At 44.3% G+C, this 18,780-nt stretch carries 14 protein-coding genes; 8 read left to right on the top strand and 6 right to left on the bottom strand.

The features are described 5' to 3' along the window. Positions 1-89: 89 nt before the first annotated feature. Complete coding sequence (locus OW495_RS08220; RefSeq protein WP_102513779.1) at positions 90-2,771, bottom strand: hypothetical protein; 2,682 nt, start codon at positions 2,769-2,771, stop codon at positions 90-92. A 398-nt stretch (positions 2,772-3,169) separates the two neighbouring features. Here OW495_RS08220 and OW495_RS08215 point away from each other — a divergent pair, with 398 nt between their 5' ends. Then, complete coding sequence (locus OW495_RS08215; RefSeq protein WP_102513780.1) at positions 3,170-6,085, top strand: alkaline phosphatase family protein; 2,916 nt, start codon at positions 3,170-3,172, stop codon at positions 6,083-6,085. Between the two features lie 27 nt (positions 6,086-6,112). Here OW495_RS08215 and OW495_RS08210 read toward each other — a convergent pair whose 3' ends face one another. Continuing rightward, positions 6,113-6,562, bottom strand: coding sequence for a GNAT family N-acetyltransferase (locus OW495_RS08210; protein ID WP_102513801.1), 450 nt, complete (start codon positions 6,560-6,562; stop codon positions 6,113-6,115). 167 nt (positions 6,563-6,729) lie between these two features. Then, positions 6,730-7,908 carry a DUF5666 domain-containing protein gene (locus OW495_RS08205; RefSeq protein WP_102513781.1) on the bottom strand — a complete coding sequence of 393 codons (1,179 nt, stop codon included), beginning with the start codon at positions 7,906-7,908 and terminating at the stop codon, positions 6,730-6,732. A gap of 84 nt (positions 7,909-7,992) precedes the next feature. On the opposite strand from OW495_RS08205, the gene OW495_RS08200 reads away from it, so the two are divergent. Both OW495_RS08200 and OW495_RS08195 read left to right on the top strand, forming a co-directional pair. Further along, on the top strand, positions 7,993-8,661 hold the full coding sequence (locus OW495_RS08200) for a response regulator transcription factor (protein ID WP_050651245.1): 669 nt from the start codon (positions 7,993-7,995) through the stop codon (positions 8,659-8,661). Next, complete coding sequence (locus OW495_RS08195; protein ID WP_102513782.1) at positions 8,633-9,904, top strand: HAMP domain-containing sensor histidine kinase; 1,272 nt, start codon at positions 8,633-8,635, stop codon at positions 9,902-9,904. The genes OW495_RS08200 and OW495_RS08195 overlap by 29 nt, the downstream gene beginning before the upstream one ends. Before the next feature lie 78 nt (positions 9,905-9,982). Here the strand turns inward: OW495_RS08195 and OW495_RS08190 are convergent, their stop codons facing one another. From OW495_RS08190 to OW495_RS08180, 3 genes are all read right to left on the bottom strand, one after another. Further along, positions 9,983-10,240, bottom strand: coding sequence for a YdcH family protein (locus OW495_RS08190; RefSeq protein WP_009846137.1), 258 nt, complete (start codon positions 10,238-10,240; stop codon positions 9,983-9,985). Between the two features lie 156 nt (positions 10,241-10,396). After that, positions 10,397-11,386 (bottom strand): rhodanese-related sulfurtransferase, encoded by a 990-nt coding sequence (locus tag OW495_RS08185; protein ID WP_102344468.1) that lies wholly within the window; start codon positions 11,384-11,386, stop codon positions 10,397-10,399. Between the two features lie 313 nt (positions 11,387-11,699). After that, a complete protein-coding gene (locus OW495_RS08180; RefSeq protein ID WP_102513783.1) occupies positions 11,700-12,848 on the bottom strand; it encodes a PLP-dependent aminotransferase family protein in 1,149 nt (382 codons plus the stop codon). 115 nt (positions 12,849-12,963) lie between these two features. Between OW495_RS08180 and OW495_RS08175 the strand changes: the two genes are divergently transcribed. From OW495_RS08175 to OW495_RS08155, 5 genes are all read left to right on the top strand, one after another. Then, a complete protein-coding gene (locus OW495_RS08175) occupies positions 12,964-13,833 on the top strand; it encodes an AraC family transcriptional regulator (protein ID WP_102513784.1) in 870 nt (289 codons plus the stop codon). Between the two features lie 254 nt (positions 13,834-14,087). Continuing rightward, positions 14,088-15,401: an MATE family efflux transporter gene (locus tag OW495_RS08170; protein WP_102513785.1), complete on the top strand. Its 1,314-nt coding sequence runs from the start codon at positions 14,088-14,090 to the stop codon at positions 15,399-15,401. A gap of 214 nt (positions 15,402-15,615) precedes the next feature. Next, a complete protein-coding gene (locus tag OW495_RS08165; RefSeq protein ID WP_102513786.1) occupies positions 15,616-16,374 on the top strand; it encodes an ATP-binding cassette domain-containing protein in 759 nt (252 codons plus the stop codon). Continuing rightward, complete coding sequence (locus OW495_RS08160; RefSeq protein WP_102312259.1) at positions 16,371-17,222, top strand: ATP-binding cassette domain-containing protein; 852 nt, start codon at positions 16,371-16,373, stop codon at positions 17,220-17,222. Before OW495_RS08165 ends, OW495_RS08160 begins: the two co-directional genes overlap by 4 nt. 46 nt (positions 17,223-17,268) lie before the next feature. Further along, positions 17,269-18,780, top strand: coding sequence for an ABC transporter substrate-binding protein (locus tag OW495_RS08155; protein ID WP_102513787.1), 1,512 nt, complete (start codon positions 17,269-17,271; stop codon positions 18,778-18,780).

The following is an 18,780-nucleotide window of genomic DNA, read 5'->3' as shown; positions in this document are numbered from 1 at the left end:
AAGTTTTGGGAATGGAGATGTTGGCTTAAAGAGCTAATACGAAAAAAAACAAGCCAATAAGATATTGGCTTGCTCATATTATCTAACGATTATTGAATAGAAGGTAAGCTTTTTGCCTCAGTCACAATCGACATGCCCCAAGAAGGTTCTTCGCGGGTGGACTTAATTGAACCTCGGTTGGTCACCCAGGTGGTTTGAGTGTCACGAGGTCCGTCATTTTCGAATTGTGTCTTACTTGTTACTTTACATGCAGCAAAGGTACCCGCAGGCACAGTAACTTCTTCTTTACCTAGGTAGGTTTCTTGGTAGTTGAAAGTGGGCAGAAAGTAAGGTTGTCCGTTGATAATATCGTTTAGTGAGGTCTCTACAGAAACGGTTCTTAATCCAGGGTACTCAGTTACGAACTCTTCACCGCTGATCTCGTCAAACCAATAATCAAACTGAGAGGCAAGTGGTGCGTTAGTTGACGTTCCAAAGTCTACCGTTTGATTGATGATTTTCTGGTTGTCAGTAATCGTCAGTGGTAATAATGCTTTAGCCGACCCCCAACCTAGTGAGTCATCAGAGTTAAAGCCCTCTTGACCTAGATAGTGATCTTCAGAGCTATATGAATACTCATACCCCATTAAAGTACCTTCCGGATCTTTGATATCGATACGCGTTTTTTCTAAGCTACCTGCTAAGTCCGAAATCCAACTTGGTAGCCCGGTGACCAACGTAACGTCATTCAGCCAAGAGAAAGTATTTCCAAGATAGATAAACTCATAAGTTAGGTTCTGTGTTACTGGCTCAGGATCCCATATCGGTGTGCGCTGTACATCGTAAACCGTCACGTCATTAGCCGCCGCAATGAACTCAGCATCCGGCAGCGAGTCAAGACAAGCCTGTAGGTTGAGAGGGTGTAAAGGTTGTGGTGTTAATGCGTTATCCAAAATGAACTGCTTAGTCGCTTCATCAAAAACATAAGCCTCACTGCCTGCATCTTCAACTTCCTTGTAGGTAATACGTACAAAGCCTTCGACTACAGACAAGTAAGCGGAGTTATCTTCTTTTTGGTAGTTAGACCATGTAGCTTGCGAGTGGATAGATTCAGGAATCGTAACTTGACGTAATACCTCGCCATTTACGGATTCATCTTTCCACGAACCGAGTTCTGACAATTTGGAGAATGTAGAATCTAAATTCCATGCTCTTGTATAATAAACTACGGTGCCGTTAGAAAGCAGCTGTGCAAATATCTCAGCACTTTCCATACCTGCCATTGGAATTAAATCTGCATGGTTGTTATATGCAGTGTCATGACGATCCGATTCATCTTCAGCGATGGTCGATGCTAAAGTCGCAAGCCATGTATCGCTACCATTCTTGAAGGCGCTTATTCCGTTACACGAGTTATTCAGTGCCTCGTAGCGATCCGGAGCGTGCTCGGCACACCATTCACCTTTGTAAAAGGTATAAATGTTGTCGCTGATGTCTTCTACAGACAATTTATATGCGGTTGTGTTGTCAGGGAATTTTAAACCTACTGGCATAATGTTAGACCAAACGTTCTCATCATCCGTTTGATCCATGATGGAACGAACATTGAGCCCACTGATATCTAATTGCTTGGCGCTAGCAACTTCACTAAAAATCGAGCTTCTAGATTCTAGAGTTAAGCTGCCGTCTTCGTTCGGCTTAATGCTGGTTAAGGTATCATCGCTCGCTTCCCAACCGTTTTGTCCTAACACCATGCTATTTGTGTCAGGGGTATATTCAAACTCAACAAATTGCTCAGCAAAGTAATCATAAATATAACTGGTATCGGTAACTGAGTTATCTGCATCAGACTTCAATGTTCCATAGGCAACTACTAAATCTTTGCCAGTGTCATTATCGCCGCCAAACCAATTGATACCGTCTGTTTTGATAAGCTTCGCGAGGTCGGCTTGCTTAGATCCTTTATTTGCCTCATTTTCTTTAATTTTATCTTCGAGATTAGAGTCATCAATGGCGATGTGATCGCGATTAATGCTGCCAGCAATATCGCTTGGGTTGAAGTTATCTTCAGCTGCTTCAATATTTTTTACGACTTCCTCGAGGACTCGAGTGACCTCTTCATTAATCAATGCGGTGAGTGCTTCGACAGAAATACCGGCGCCCGCTGCTGTTTCTGATAACGCATCCGTGTTCTCTGCCATGACTGAAGCGGTAACTTGAGCAACGCGGTGTAGGTTTTCAAAAGCCGCTTTTTGTGAATCGGCTAAGTCGTTATTGTTTTTGGCTTCGATATAATCTTGCGTTAAATCGAGAGTTGTCCCCAACTTCTCTTGAATAGCTGTTTTAGCTTCTTCTAACGAAGAACCACTCTCTATTTCATTTTGAATCAGAGTCGTTAATGGGCTAATAAATGCGGATTTTGGTGGCGCAGTTAAGCGATAGCTCTTGCTTAGAACGACACCTGGGTTATCGGTATCGATGGTTTGTCCGGCAACCACTTCGATCAACAGAGTACTTTGTTCAAGTTGTTCTTGAGTTAGATTATCAATTGTAAACGAACCATCGTCACCCGTTACGGCACTTGGCTCATCCTTATCACAAACTTTATTACTGTTTAGATCCAAACACGCATTGGCTCCTACCAAGTAGCCATCAGCGGCCTTTGCTGTTAAATACGCTGAAGTTGCTGTTGAACCGCCAGTATCAGTTGTGGAGCTATCTGAACTGTCGCTACCACATCCTGCTATCCCTAGGGCTATTGCCACTGCTAACAGTGAACGTTGACCATTCATGTTAGTTCTCCTATTAAGTTATTGATAAAAATTTACTACTCTGGAATCAATTGGGAGAATGTCATTGATAAATATGACTATTTATAAATTGAATGCCATTGGTGAGAAATGTATCAAAACGGAATGTAGTGGAAATAGCGGGTGTATTTATTCTAGAGACATATCTAATTGGTGGAGTTATATATGCGAGTGATATCTATGGTGAATGTTTGGTGCTTGTAATTGATGTTATTGTCAATTGATCTTTTGGGTAAGTGGTTGTTATTTATAGATTTACGTGTGATTTATAGGTGTTGATTGTCTGTATAAAACCTAGAGGTGACCATAAGTTGACTAATCAGTTTAAACTGAAACAATAAGTCGTATTTATAGAAGTGTGTTGATCTAAAGGAAATTTGATGAGCTCTTATTCTCACGTTCGCAGTTACGCCAGTTTATTCAGTGTTTTATCGTTGGCGGTTGCGTCAGCTCCGAGTGCGGCTGATATATCAACAACGCCCGTCATTGGTGGCGTGTTTAGCTCCAGTGAAGTGTTGAAAAATCAGGTGCTTTCAAGCCTAAGTTATTCTGCCAAACTCACTCGTGATGCGGCTCTTTTCACCATTGGTGGCGTTACATTAGATGCGTATATTCTCGCTCTCCCTTTAGATGTCAAAACCAAAGCTCGAGTCGTTGCTCAGTTATCCAACCCGACGTACTCAATTCCTTTGGGTTATTTTCTCTATAGTTATTACGACCGCTATTCAGGCTTGGGCAGTGAAGATATATTCAAATCTTACTTGTCGACGGTTTATGATGAGCAGGCATTAAAGGGCTTTGAACATAGCCTCTATCATGTTGGAGATAAGCCAACCTCAGAGCATCACGAGCCAGATACCTCGACTGAAGCAACGGGACATCATGAAGGTATTCGTATCGATGAACAGTTCATTGCCAACATGGTGGTTATCTACGATGCGTTATTCGAAATTGGTGTCTGGCAGGATATGGACACGCTCCCTGCGAATTACACATACTTAACCAATAGCCCTGAAGATCTAGCGATCATCGCTCAGATTCAACCGATCATCGTTGATTTGATTGGTAAAGCGGCATTGGGAATGGATGACGGCGACATGAAGTCTGCAATGTTGGCGATTGCAGAAGATGGTAAACCAGAAAACGCTGATAAGCCGAATAACAAAGCACAAGCTCTTACCATCACTCTCATTGATTTTGTACGCTTAAACTTACTTAAAGCTTACCGACAATTTGTGTTTAAAAAAGAACGCGCAGCAGCACTCGATGATTGGATGCAGCAAGCGTTCAGTGATCAGCCTGACGCGCTCATTCAATTCTTAGATTCCCAACAACGCAAACGTTTTGCGGTCCAAGTGACGGTCGATGGTTTACAGCAAGGATTGCTCGAGGGGTTGGTCGATGAAAATTCACCTTTCATTTCGGTTGCTTATCAGAATCATAAAAACCGAGCGCAATATAAACCTCAGCTAGAAAAAGTGATTGAACCTGAACATCAACAGAAGGTGAGGTTCATGGAAGTTCTGTCGGAACAAACCTACCGTGATCCGAATTATCTTCCGTTCTTCAAAAAACTCTATCAAGAGCATCGAGACAATATTAGCCGAGTGGGGATCTCTTCTACTCCGACGATCAGTGTACGTAACCTACCTATCATTAAAACGGGTGCGAAAGTATCGGGGCAAGGTGGCACTGGCATCCCTAATTTCCACTTTGTCGACCGAGAGATCGACCGAGCGTATTACTTCTTTGGTAATGATGCGTTGCAGTTGGATGTATTGATGGCAGACAACAAGGTGCAAACCATGTTTGACCGCCTTGATTACCTGAAAACGCTGAACTGTAACGCTCAATATGATTGGAATGCTCATACCACTTACGATGGCCTCGTGAACCTAGGTTTGGGTGAATCACTGCGTGATTATGGTGAGAAACGCTGCGTGAAAGAGCTTCAAGAACGTTCAGAAGTCGAAGTGGTTTTGCAAGAAAAGCGTCTAGCCTTGATTGAAGATATTGAAGCGTATCAGACTATATCTGGCTTTGATTTTTTCACTAAGTTTTCAAAGAAGGCTCAGGTTAAACAATCGATTACTCAGTTTGCCGAGTTAGATGGAAAAGGGATGCCAGATTACACCTTGGTGTATAACCCATGGCCGGATCACTTCGCACACTTTACCGGTCCTTTTAGTGACGAAATTCTGATGCCGACCGGAGAGCTTAATCGACTGGACTATTGGATACGCCAGATTGAAGCGACCTACCGCAGTGCCGGCGTTTACGATAAAACGCTATGGGGTATGGCAGGGGATCATGGTTTAACGCCGGTGTTCTACGCGCTCAATCCCGAAAAGCAGGTATTTGAAGGCTTACAAGCAGGGCTAGAGTATCCCATTGTGGTTAAGAAGATATCTTCAGACGAGGGTGAAGGGCCTAAAATTACCAATGCTCTAAGCTACCCAAGCTCGAAGGAATTGGATGTGGTGGTCGCCTCGACGGCCGGTGGTAACTTTATGATGGACTTCTTTAATTCGGCTCACGGGTGGCAGGTTCAGCCGGTTTACCAAGAACTCACGCAGTGGTATCCGATTGCAGCGCCAGATGGTCAGAACATAGACATCATTAATCAGATAGCGCAGCGCTTGCCTGAAAGTCTTGATTATATGGTCGTAAGAGAAAGCACATGTGATCAACAACGTTGCGCTGTTCGTGTGATTGGCAACCGTGATTTAAAACGGGTTGATGAATTGATCACACGTGAAGGTGACAAGCTTTTCTATGAGTCTTTGGAAGACAACCGAGCGCCGATTTTGCTCGATACGCAAAGGTTAAATCCATACCTAGCATCACCAAGCGAAGCTGATTTTGCACAGTATTCTCGATTGGTTGAAAAATGTATTAACCGAGCGGTTAAGGCGGATGTGACAACGTGGTGTAGTAGTGCTGAGTGGACTTCATTGACGCAACCAACACCTCGACCAGATTCAGTAAATCAACTGGCTAATATCTACCTTGAAGATAGGGCTGGCACGGTTAACTTGTTCCCTAAAGCGGGAATTGGCTACAACACCAAGGTGCCGGGTCGTCATGCTGGTGAGGATTACTTAGAGAAAGATGCCTTTATCGGATTCTGGGGAGTGCCAATTGGCGATAACTCTCAGAAATTGAAAATCGAAGCTAATGGATCTTTAGCGCCAACGCTGTTTGAGTATTTGACCGGAGAACCTGTGGTTGAAGGCGAGAATGGTTGGGGCTTTCCGTCGTTACTGAATAAGTTGGATGTGTCAGTTGATCGCTAAGACTTCGCTTTCTACCTAACTGGCTGTTTATAAATGGTTAGTTAGGGTGAGAGTCATCCCTACAAAATTCTCATCGCTGTCATCAACAATTTGGTAGCCAAGCGCCTGATAAAAACTAATGGCGCGAGTGTTACTTCTAAAGCTCGATAGAGTGACTTGGTTTCGTTGTTCTTGATGGGCTTTTTCGTGGATGAGTGACATGACTTTTTTACCAAGAGACTGATCCTGGTATTGAGGGAGAATGATTAGCAGATGAATATGGTAGGCGTTGTCATAAGGCTTAAAACACACAAGTCCAATCCTCTCTTTTCCTCGGTATACCCAATGAAACCAAGAGGGATGGTATTCGTTTAAAAGTCGTTTGCGTTGGAAGTCGTCATCCCAGCCGAAAACGTTATCTACGTGTATGAAAAGACCTTGTTTAACACACGTAAACAGTTCTTCGAATTCAGAATTTGAAACGAGCTGGAATTGTATATTTTCTTCTTTTATTGTCACTCAGCTTCCTTGTTAAAAGCTTTTGAATAAGCAAGCAGTAACATAATTGAAGAAGCCGAATCAGCTTAGAAGTTCAATTGTCTTTAAATCAAAAAGCCATGTGTAGTGCATGGCTTTTTAACTTAATAGCAAGGATATTCAATGCGTTAGTCGTTGTCTTCTGCTTCGATTTCGCTTGCGATGTACTGGTTATTAACCTTGTAAGCTTCAGCCTCAATACGTTGACCATGTAAAGTATCGAAACTTAGGCCATCTTCATAACGAGTGTTTTGGTTAACGTAGACGGTTTCATTGCCTGAGGTTGTCTTAATGGTAAAGCTCAATGTTTCATCATCTGTACTCTGAACTTCACCCTCAAAATCAACGTCATTATCATTCCAATCTTGTGAATCATCGTCGTGTTCAAATTCGATTTCGGTAGCGACATTTTCGCCGTTAGCTTGTTTCGTTGTTACTTCGACTTCTGTACCTACGGTCAAACTTAATTGGTTACCATCTTCGTAACGAGTATTGTCATTGACAAGAAAGCGACCTTTGTAGCTTAAATCAAATGATAATTTGTCATTGGCCACCCAAGTAATAATGCCTTCTATTTCCGTGTCATTGCTTACTTCGTTAAAGTCTTCGACTTCCACTTCATTGGCCGTTAGTACAGAGTCTGCCATTGAGCCTGTCACTTCAACCCATAGGCCATTAGATAATCCATTGTTGCTCCCATCGTTATCGATGTGGGCATTTGAATAATCAACGCTTAAGTTTGCGCCAAGTTTGAATGTTTTCGCGTTGCTGTCTAACTCACTAATCAAACCTTCAACTTCAACCGACGCTGTTAAGTTAGAGTGCTCGAATTTCACTACAGACAATACTTTGTAACCTGCATTCGCTGTCGGTAAAGAAGAAACCATCACCCAATCACCATTTTCAATTTCACGTGACAGATCTGTAAAGGTCAATTCGATGCCATTGACTTTAAATGTGCCATTATTGTGGTTGGTGTCTGAAATAAGACCAACGATGGTCGGCTCAAGACCAACTTGAGTCCCGCCAGTGTGAGTTGAAGCGCTACGAGCAATAGATGAAATAGAGACCATCATGTTTTTTTCTAGGTCTGCAATTGCCACGTCTTCGCCTGCATAGTTCGCACTGTCTACTTGATAGCTATAGCCATTTACAACAATGGTGTTGCCAGAAACAGAGTCAATAGTACCTTGAACTGCTGATGGAGCTTGCGTGTTGTTATCGTTGCTTCCATTGCTATTACTGTCACTACCGCCACAGCCAGTTAGAATTAAACCGACAACCGAAATCAGCGCTAACTTTTTCATCTATATACTCTTTATTTAGTTTATTGAGGGTGTATCTTATAAACTCAAACGTGAAGCACTCGTGAAGAAAGGTGAAATAAATCGATGAAAGTTTTGATCGTTGATGACAGCCACAATGTTGCAGAAACCATTGCCGATTACCTAGAGTTAGAAGGGATGGTGATCGATTGTGCTTATCATGGTGAAGCGGCGTTGAAGTTAGCATCTGATAATTATTATGACGTGATTATCATGGATATCATGATGCCTAAATTAGACGGCATCTCCGCAGTTAGAAAGTTAAGAGAAGAGGTGCAGTGCCCTACGCCAATTCTATTTTTAACCGCTAAAGATAGGTTGGACGACAAAATTGCGGCTTTTCAAGCGGGCGGAGATGATTACTTGGTTAAGCCTTTCGCCATGCAAGAGCTCAGTTTAAGGCTCAACGCATTGGCAAGCCGAGGACCACGCCAAGATATCGGAAAGCTGAGTTTTGCTGATATTACTCTCAACTCGCAGACCGACGAGGTTTATCGAGAAGGGAGGCTTATTAAGTTGAGTCGAATCCAGTTAAAAATACTAAAAGTCCTTATGCGTCATGCGCCATCAATTGTTTCAAGAACTGAAGTTATTGATTCCGTTTGGGGTGATGAATCGCCAAGCAGTGATGCACTTCGAAGTCATATCTATGGCCTGCGTAACGCGCTCGATAAAGGGTTTGAACATTCACGATTAGAGACTATTCATGGACAAGGTTACCGACTCAAAGCATAACGGTTTAAGCCACGGCGATTACCCGAGCATCTACCGAAAAATCCGTCGCAGCTTTGGTTTGATGACTTTGGTCATGTTTGGCCTTTTCTGGACAGTTATTTATATCGCTGAAAACCAGATGGAAGTGATCAGCCTGCACCACTGGCTAGACACCGAAGCTAATCGTTATACGTCTGAATATCAGTTGCTTGGCGAAGATGCGTTGTTGCCGAATGAAAATGAGTTTTCAACCTATTGGAGTGAAAGTGAATTGCCCATTTGGTTAGCTCGCTACAAAGAGCCCGGTTTCTATGAACACTTGCTAGGTACGGAAGATAAACACTTTTATGTCTTTGAGCACCCATCAGGCGAAGGGTTAATGTATATCTTGTTTCAAGATGACGCCGACGACTACCTCGACGAGTATGAATGGAGTCTCCACAATTACACCCTCATACTTGGCGGTTTAACGTCCATTTTTATGGTTTTGTATGGAATCTATGTTGTGCGATCGCTGTCGAAGCCACTCAATCAGATAGAAAAGAAAATTGGGCAAATGCACCCTGAGCAGCCAAGTTTTGAAGTCGAGACGTCTTACTCTGAAACACGACACATTGAGCAAACGCTTTTAGATTCAAAGAATCACATTTCAGGATTTTTTCAGCGGGAAGAGGAGTTCAATCGATTTGCCTCTCATGAACTTAGAACCCCGATAATGGTGATAAAAGGGTCGGCTGATCTGCTAACTAAGGTACCCAATCAACCTCCTGTTGCGTTAAAAGCGATTAATCGCCTGCAAGAAGCGAGTGAACAGATGCGAGTGCTGACTGAAATGTTTTTGCTGCTTGGTAAAGAGAGTATCGATGAGCACCATTTCGGTCACTATGACCTGGAAGTCGAAGTTCGGAATCAGCTGCTTGAAATGGCGCCTTTGTTTGCCAAGCAGGATGCGAGTTATAACCTAGACGTAAAAGGGACTGTCACTGTGTATGCGCCAGAGAGCTTTATTACTATTGTATTAAATAACTTAATCAAAAATGCGTTTAGCTACAGTGTTGGCGATGTTGGAATTGTGGTGACAGGTTCTCAATTAGTGATCACTAACCGTCATGATGGCAATGAGACTTACAATGCTGGCTATGGTTGTGGCCTAGTGATTGTGCAACGAATTTGTGAGCGAATGGATTGGAGTTTTGAAACTCAAGATGATGGGCTTCGATTCAGTACTTACTTGGATTTCTCAGCGGATAAGCAAGCAGGGTAACCGGTAGTTTCATTATAAAAGAAACCGATGAGAAGGTGAGTAGTGTGGCCAAGTCAGCCACACTAGCATAATGAGTTGTTATACGATCTTAAGCGCGTGATGGCGCGTGAGCTGTTTGTGTAGCGAGTCTTTTAGCTCCATGCGTTCTACTTTGAGGTTGTGCATGCTGTCGTCATCGATAGGGCTGCCAGAAATTTCTAGCTGACGGATGTCGTAGTCGAGTTGGTGGTATTTCTGCATGTCTGCTTTGAATTTTTCGTCGTCGTGGTTGAGCTGAACAATGTCTAATTTAAGATCTGGGAAATCTAAGATAAAGGCATGGTTTTCATTGAGCATTGGCACTTCCTCTCTAGTCGAATTATTAACAGTATAGAAGCAATTTATCGAAAGAAATGTGGCTCAAAACACAAAGCGAGAACAGGATCAAAAAAGGGCATTGGCGTTCCATTATGGATTCGCTGATGCCCTTTGTTATTTTAGTAAACTTAAAAACTACTTCGCTTTCTTACCAGAACGTTGCTGCTCTTTGTGTGCAAGCTTCTCTTTCTTACGTTGATCGATAAGGTGAGCAGCATCGCCGCCTACGTGGGTTTCGCCACGAGCATTCGACAGCTGAACTTGCTTTTCACGTTCACGGAAACGCGCTTTCTGCTCGTCGCTGTGCTTATCAATACACTTGGGGCAGCTTACGCCTTTCTCAAAGTGCTCAGACGCTTTGTCTTCGTCTGTGATTGGCAAACGACATGCGTTACACACATCGTAGCCGCTCTTCTCTAGCTGGTGGTTAACTGCAACACGACCATCAAATACGTAGCAGTCGCCTTCCCACATGCTCTCTTCTTCTGGTACTTCTTCTAGGTACTTAAGAATGCCGCCTTCAAGGTGGTAAACCTCATCAAAGCCTTGCTCTTTCATGTAGGCTGTTGATTTTTCGCAACGAATACCGCCGGTACAGAACATCGCGACTTTCTTGTGCTTCTTAGGATCAAGATTTTCTTCAACGTACTGAGGGAATTCACGGAAGGTTTCTGTGTTTGGGTTTACAGCATTTTTGAAGGTGCCGATGTCAACTTCGTAGTCGTTACGAGTATCAACCAGAATTACATCAGGATCAGAAATCAGAGCGTTCCACTCGTTTGGTTTCACGTAAGTACCGACAACGTGGCGTGGGTCGATACCCTCAACGCCCATGGTTACGATCTCTTTCTTAAGCTTAACCTTGGTGCGGTTGAATGGTTGTTCTTCGTTGAACGACTCTTTGTAAACAACATCAGCCAAACGAGAATCTTGTTTGAACCATTGAAGAAGGGCGTCGATAGATTCGCGCTTACCTGCAACAGTACCGTTGATACCTTCGCTTGCAAGTAGCAAAGTACCGCGGATTTGGTTAGCTTCTAACACGTCAGTGAGTGGCTGGCGAATTTCTTGGTAATCATCAAGTGCTACGAATTTATACAGAGCACATACAACATATTGAGACATGGTTTTTCCTTTCTGCGAGCTGGAACGTAAATCCAGAGCGTTGCCTTTTATGATACAGACTGAGTTTAATTCACTCATGTTTGCCCATATTGGCTTATTAAAATCCGCCGCAGTATAACCAAGCCAAGGAAGGACAAAAACCAACCAAAAGTAGGGCTATTTATCATTTCAATTTGTATGGTTTATGGACTAAGAAATGCAATGAAACCGTTTTATCTGGTTCGAATTACAACACGTATTCCCAAACTAAAAAGGCCCTGTTGTAAAAATACAGCAGGGCCTTGGTATCTAGTCCGTTTTACTTAATCGGCGATTACGCTTGGTTAAGTACTTCCGCTAAGCGTTTTACCGCTTCCGTCAATTCTTCTGGGTTGGCGTTGGTGAAGTTTAAGCGCAGTGCAGCTTTAGCTTCATCAGCCTTTGGATAGAATACTGGGCTTGGTACAACCGCCACACCATTAGAGAGTAGGGTTTTAGCCAGTTCAAAGGTGTCGCACTCTGGGATTTCAACCCAAATGAACATTCCGCCATCAACGGATTTTAATACGCAGTCAGCAGGCAGCTGTTTCTCTAGTTCTGAAAACAACACTTCATAACGAGACTTGTACAGGGTGCGAATGTTTTCCATGTGCAGATTGAAATCTTCATGCTTTAGAAGACCAACAAGCAGCGCTTGCATAGGTACACTTGAGTGTAAATCTGCACCTTGCTTCACTTTGATCAGTGGCTCAAGGTAGCTGCGTTTACCGGTTACCGCGCCAATACGTAAACCAGGCGATGCAATTTTAGAGAATGAACGAAGAACGATAGAGTTGTCAGGGCAGAACGAAGAAACCATTGGCAGTTCAGTGCCTGTAAAGCGCAGCTCGCGGTATGGCGCATCTTCAATGAATGCCACGTTGTATTTGATACAAAGCTCAGCCACTTTTTGACGAGTTTCTGTTACCCAACATACACCCGTTGGGTTGTGAAAATCAGGCACGGCGTAGAACATTTTCGGTGATTGCTCTGCAAAGCACGTCTCTAGTTCATCTAGGTTTGGGCCAAATTCTGTTTGAGACACAGTCACAATGTTTGCTTGAACTAAGCCAAACACTTGCATCGCACCCAAGTAGCTTGGCGCTTCCATCACAACCACATCATTCGGATCAACATATGCTCGTGCAATTAAATCCAAACCTTGCTGAGAACCGGTACAGATCATTGCTGTGTGAGTCTCTGGCAATTGGTAGCTTTGCGTAAGGTGATCAAGCAACGGGCCGTAACCCGCAGTCGAGCCGTATTGGAAAACTTCAGGCATGTTCGCTAGGTTTTCTAGCGTTGGCTTCATTAAATCGATAGGGAATGTTTTCTCGTCCGGTAAACCACCGGCCAATGAGATGACATTTGGATCGCTTGCGGCTGCGAGGATCTCTCGAATGTATGAAGATTGAATCTGTTGTAATGACTGTGCGATTTCCATGTGTTGTGTCTCGTCGTTTATCGTTTTTATTCTATCGCTTGATATTACACGGCAATTGTAAAAACTGGCATGTCCGTTTATGCTCTTAAACATGTCCATTTATGCTATTTGAACGATGTCACGACAACACATATCCCGAATCAATGATGTTTTGTTCCATATTCACCAAGACATCAGTCAGCCTTTGTCGGCAAAAGCGCTTTCTGAGATCGCTGCGTATTCAGAGCAACATTTTCATCGCACCTTTAAAAGCGTGGTTGGGGAGTCGTTACATCAGTACATTCGACGCACTCGAATGGAGTATGGAGCCAATCAATTGATGTTCGATACCACGTCGTCAGTGGTAGAGATTGCCAGTAAATGTGGCTTTAGTTCGGTGTCATCTTTCAGCCGAGCATTCAAAGCGACCTTTAACATGTCGCCGGGAGAATGGCGTAAACACGATTTACAGATAGCAGAAAAACCCTATTTGAAAGATCCCGAAGTAGCGGCGGGTTATTTGAACGTGGCGCAACGAGTGTTACCCGAACCTAAGATCGTTGAAACACCGGAGCGTATGGCTGCTTATGTTCGACATACGGGTTATAACCGTTCCATTCGCAACGCATGGTTGATATTGAAAGCGTGGGCCAACTCAGAACAGCGCGACTTTTCGAGCCAATTTGGTTTGCATCACTCAAACCCTGCTTGGGTTGAAATGGACCAGTGCCGCTATGTGGCGTGTATCGCGATTGATGAGCCGATTAAGTATCGCAGTGTCGTGAACCAGATGGTGATTCCGGGTGGTTTACATGCTGTATTCCGACTGAATGGCCGCTATGGTGAACTGCTGCCACAGATCAGTATGGTGTTAGAAAAGTGGCTACCTACGTCTGGCTTTAAACAGCGCTCTACTCCTGCGTATGTGCATTATCATCAGAATCATTTTCTCAACAGTGATGAAGTGTTTGAACTCGATTTTTATCTTCCGGTGAGTTTCTACTAACCGACCTAAAGCTAACTGTTTGGCTCGCTAGCGCAAATTCACTTAATCGATGGTTGTGGTGTTTTCTTGAATTAAGATTTGCTCTTTTGTTGAGACGAATTAGCAGTGCCAATAGCAACAGGCATTTCTATGTAGGTGAATTAACAGAAAAGCGCTTTGTTGATAATTTACCCCAGTAGATGATGACAACGTACGGATTAAACGATAGCATCCCCTTCTAATTGCAAATAGTTCTTAATATCAATCGTTAGAATATGACCACTACCCACAAAGATTATCTAAAAATCGCTTTCCCTTTCATCATCTCAACGGTGACTCAGCCTCTGCTTGGTGCCGTAGATACCGCCGTGATAGGACAGCTTGGCATTGCTGAACTGATCGGTGGTGTGGCGATTGGCACCATCATTATGAACACCATGTATTGGTTGTTTGGCTTTTTCCGTGTTAGTACCACGGGGCAAAGTGCGATGGCCTTGGGTAAGGGCAATCGCTCTGAGTTAGCGGGCAGCTTGATGCGTCCATTTGTGCTATCTGGTTTGGTGGGTTTGATCTTCATTTTGATACAACCGCTCATCTGGCAAGGTGCGATGTGGGTGATAGAGCCTGAAGCGAACGTGGCTGAGCACGCGCGCATCTACTTCAGTATTTTGATTTATGGCGCGCCTTTTGTGCTGCTCAACTACACCATTATCGGTTGGTTGATGGGGCAAGCGAAAGCTAAAGAAGTCTTATACACACAAGTGTTTGGTAACGTGTTGAATATTGTTTTGGATGCGGTGTTCGTACTCTATTTCGATTTGGGTGTCGCCGGTGTGGCATACGCAAGCTTGATTGCACAAATCACTACTTTTGCGATTGGTATGACGCTAGTGATGAAGACCAGCAACATCTCGATCTCTGAGTTCCTGCAAGGTTCGAAGATGACCAAGAAAGACCTTTCGACAATCATCTCATCAAATACTGACCTACTGTTACGCACGATCTGTATCTTAGTATTTTTTAACATGATGGCGCGCACAGGCTCAAAGTTGGGTACCGATGTTCTGGCTGCTAACGCGATTCTGATGCAGGTGACCTTTATCGTCAGTTACATGTTTGATGGCATTGCTAACGCATCGAGTGTGTTCGCGGGCAAAGCGGTAGGACAGAAGAATCCTTCAATGTTGGACTGTGTGTTAAGGCTCAATTTCCAATGGACAGCCGGTTTTATTGCTGCGTTAACGTTATTGACCTTGGTATTTAAAGACAACATTGTTTTCTTGTTTACCGATATCCCAACGCTTGTTGCGCTATACCAAGATATGGCTCCGTGGTTGATTGTGTTCCCGCTGGTGGCTGGCTTTGGTTTAACGGTTTACGGCATCTTTACTGGAACAGGAACCACACGTCCGGTTCGAGACTCTAGCATCGCTACCTTGGCGGTATTCTTGGCTGTACAGGCGTTTTCGGTCGATTTGTGGGGCAATCATGGTCTATGGTTGGCGTTTACTTTGTTCTATCTTGGGCGTATTGCATTCTTGTATCCGTTCATCGCTCAAGTTAAGCGGAAATGCCTTCCAATGACATAAGTAATAACAGCGACCACAAAGCTGAGGTCATATAGAGTCATTACGAAAGCGCCTGACTGTTTCTTGTAGTTAGGCGCTTTTTTGTTTCTAACGGATTGTGACCATAGATGGTTTCACAGGCAAATTTTTTGCGATCCGGCTCAATGTCCGCTTTTCATCATACAGGCTTAATGATAGAGTTGTTATGTTATAACATCTACTTATGAGTGCCTGCGTGAACGCCCCACTTTTGTCTGTTGACCGATTAACGATCAAAACCTCTTCGAGAACACTTTTCCAAGATATCCACTTCGATGTGTATCGAGGTGAGCTGTTGGCGATCATGGGTCCATCTGGCATTGGTAAGTCGATGCTTTCACGTGCGATTGCGGGTTTTCTGCCAGAAACGGTCGAGGTTGAAGGTCATATTTCTCTTTCTGGTGAAGCGGTATGTGGTTTGCCTATGCTGCAAAGAACCGCAGCACAACGACCTTCGGTTATCTTCCAAGATGCCCTTCAAGCTTTAAACCCTCTGGTTTCAATCGAAGGTCAACTTAGTTTGGCATTGACGGGGACTCGCACTAAGTCCAAATCACAAGACAAAATCAAACTCATCGAATTGCTAGTACAACTTGGTTTCCCTAATCCTGAAACTATCTTGCCGTTATACCTGAGCCAAATCTCGGGAGGGCAACGCCAACGAGTGTGTATTGCTATTGGCTTGTTGAGTAACGCCGACCTCATTATTGCCGATGAGCCAACCAGTGCGTTAGATCCGGTGACAGAGCAAGAGATACTTAAGCTTATTCGCGACAATGTTAAGCTGCGACAAATCGGTGGCTTGTTGATTACTCATGATCTGCACAGCGCGCTCGCGTGTGACAAGTTGTTGGTGATCGATGATGGCGGAGTGGTGGCTTATGGCGCACCAAAACACGCGCTTGAATCAAGCTCTCACGCTTTCTGCTGTTCATTGAGAGACCTAATCGCATGAGCTCGACCTTATCATTAAATTCAGAAGTCTCGCCGTTAATGCCAGTGATTGATTTAGAAACACAAACTCCGATCGAGATTAAGTTTGAGAATGTCGGTGTTCACTATTACTCAATCCCAAGTTGGTTGGGTGGCAAGGCGTTCAAAGCGCTGCAAAACATCGACCTCAATGTTGAAGACAAAAGTTTAGCCATTGTTGGGCGTTCTGGTGCCGGTAAATCTACGCTGATTGAACTGCTGTTTGGCCTTAAAGAGCCGACGATGGGGCGGATCAGCTTGTTTGGTCATTCGCTGCCAATTCGTAATAGCAAAGTACAAGCCGCGGTGTGTCGCTTGATTCAATTGGTGCCTCAAGAACCCCACACCAGCCTCAATCCTTACTATACCGTTCGACAGATCTTAGCCGAGCCGCTAAGCAATCTAGATGTTTCTGGTAATCATGAAAGCATCATTGAAGAGAGTCTATCGGACGTTGGCTTGCCAGCCACTTTGTTATCACTGAAATCTAATCAGCTTTCTACAGGCCAAGCTCAACGTGTGGCCATTGCTCGGGCTCTTGTCGTTAGACCCGCAGTTTTAGTCGCCGATGAGCCAACCAGCAGCCTTGATCCGGTGAATCGTCAAAGGTTATTGGACTTATTGAATTCATTGAAAAAGAAGCGCGATATGCGCCTTATTTTGGTGACACACGACCTAGGCGCAGCAAAAGCGCTTTGTGAAGAAGTTCTGGTTCTTGACCATGGCGAAATGGTGGAGTTTGGACCTACCGAACAAGTGATGGGTACACCTGCTCATCCCGCGACTCAGTTGCTGATCGAATCTCAGCCACTGTCGAAATCTACTTGTTAACACAACCTTATTTATTACGAAATACAGCTTACAGAGAAAAATAACTATGCGTTTTAATTCAATCAAACTGGCTTGCGCGCTTGCGTTGGCTCTGCCTTTGACGGGCTGTTTTGACTCTCAACCAGAGTCGAGCGATGCCGCCGTCAAATCTGAAATCCGTGTTGCGATGATGCAACCGCCAAGAACCGGCTTGTCACCACTTTCTGATGACGCTTTTAAGTTATCTCGTTGGAGCACGGCTGAAACATTGGTTAACTTGAGTCCTACTTCGGTAGCACAGCCGATGCTGGCAACGGACTGGAAACAGGTTGATCCATTAACTTGGCAATTTACGGTTCGCAAAGGCGTTAAATTCCACGATGGTTCGACGTTAACGGCAAACTCTGTAGTGAACTCTCTACAAAAAGCGCTTGAAGCAGCACCGAAGCCGCGCATTCTAGATGGTGTAGACCTAGAAGTTAAAGCGATGGACAACTACCGCGTAGAGATCAAAACCAGCTTTGATGACCCTCTTCTACCAAGTCGTTTATCAAGCCCTCAATTAGCGATTCTTGCAGCAAGTGCGTACCAAGAAGATGGCCGTGTGATCCCAACGGGCGCGGGCACTGGTCCATTTGAATTGACTGAAATTAACGGTACAACAAGCGCGAAACTGAAACGTTTTGATGGCTACTGGGGTCAAAAAGCACAGGTTGAATCTGTGATTGCAGAATACGTTCCGAACGGTTTTGCGCGCGCTGCGGCTCTAAGAACCGGTACGGCAGACATCGTAGAAGCGGTACCCGTTTCACAAATCGCGACCATTGATCCTGATCTGCTTTACGAAGTAGCGATGCCTCGTACTAATACGCTTTACCTGAACAACAAGTCAGGCGTGTTCAGCGATATCAACTTACGTAAGGTTGCAGCAGGTGCGGTAGACAGAGAACAGATCGTTAGCACTGTTTATGAAAACCACGCGGATATCGCACAAGGTTTATTAGGCCCTGCACTTGCTTGGGCTGAACCGATTCGACCTGAAGGTCAGGCAATCGACAAGACTCTAAAAGCGAACGGCGAAAGTATCGTTATCGGTACCTTTACCGACCGCGCTGAGCTTCCAGAAGTGGCAGCGCTGCTTAAACAGCAACTTGAAGCGGCAGGTTTCAAGGTTGAGTTAGATATCCGTGAATACGCTCAGATAGAAAACGACGCGCTATCAGGCAAGTTCGATGCGTTCATCCTTTCTCGCGCAACGGTTCTAGATTCGGGTGATCCGGTGGCTTACATGTTGAGTGACTTTGGCTGTAAGGGTTCATTCAACCTTGGTCAGTTCTGCTCTCAAGAGGTAGATAAAGCACTGGCTCACGCTGACCTACAACCGCTAGGTGCACAGCGCCAGCAAGCGATCATTGAAGCTGAGCAAAAAATCTTGAATGACTTTGCTGCGATTCCACTGCTTCACGAACGCGTGATTCAAGGTGAAAGTGAACGTGTAAGCAATGTGGTTCGTGACCCAAGTGAGCGCCGTTTAGTTGACCAAACTACACAGATCAAACAAGTGAAACAGGCTAACTAA

It is taken from the genome of Vibrio sp. 14N.309.X.WAT.E.F5 (assembly GCF_030397615.1).
GTDB classification, from domain to species: domain Bacteria; phylum Pseudomonadota; class Gammaproteobacteria; order Enterobacterales; family Vibrionaceae; genus Vibrio; species Vibrio lentus.
The sequence above is the reverse complement of the archived record's forward strand: the minus strand, read 5'-3'. Positions and strand labels throughout refer to the sequence as shown.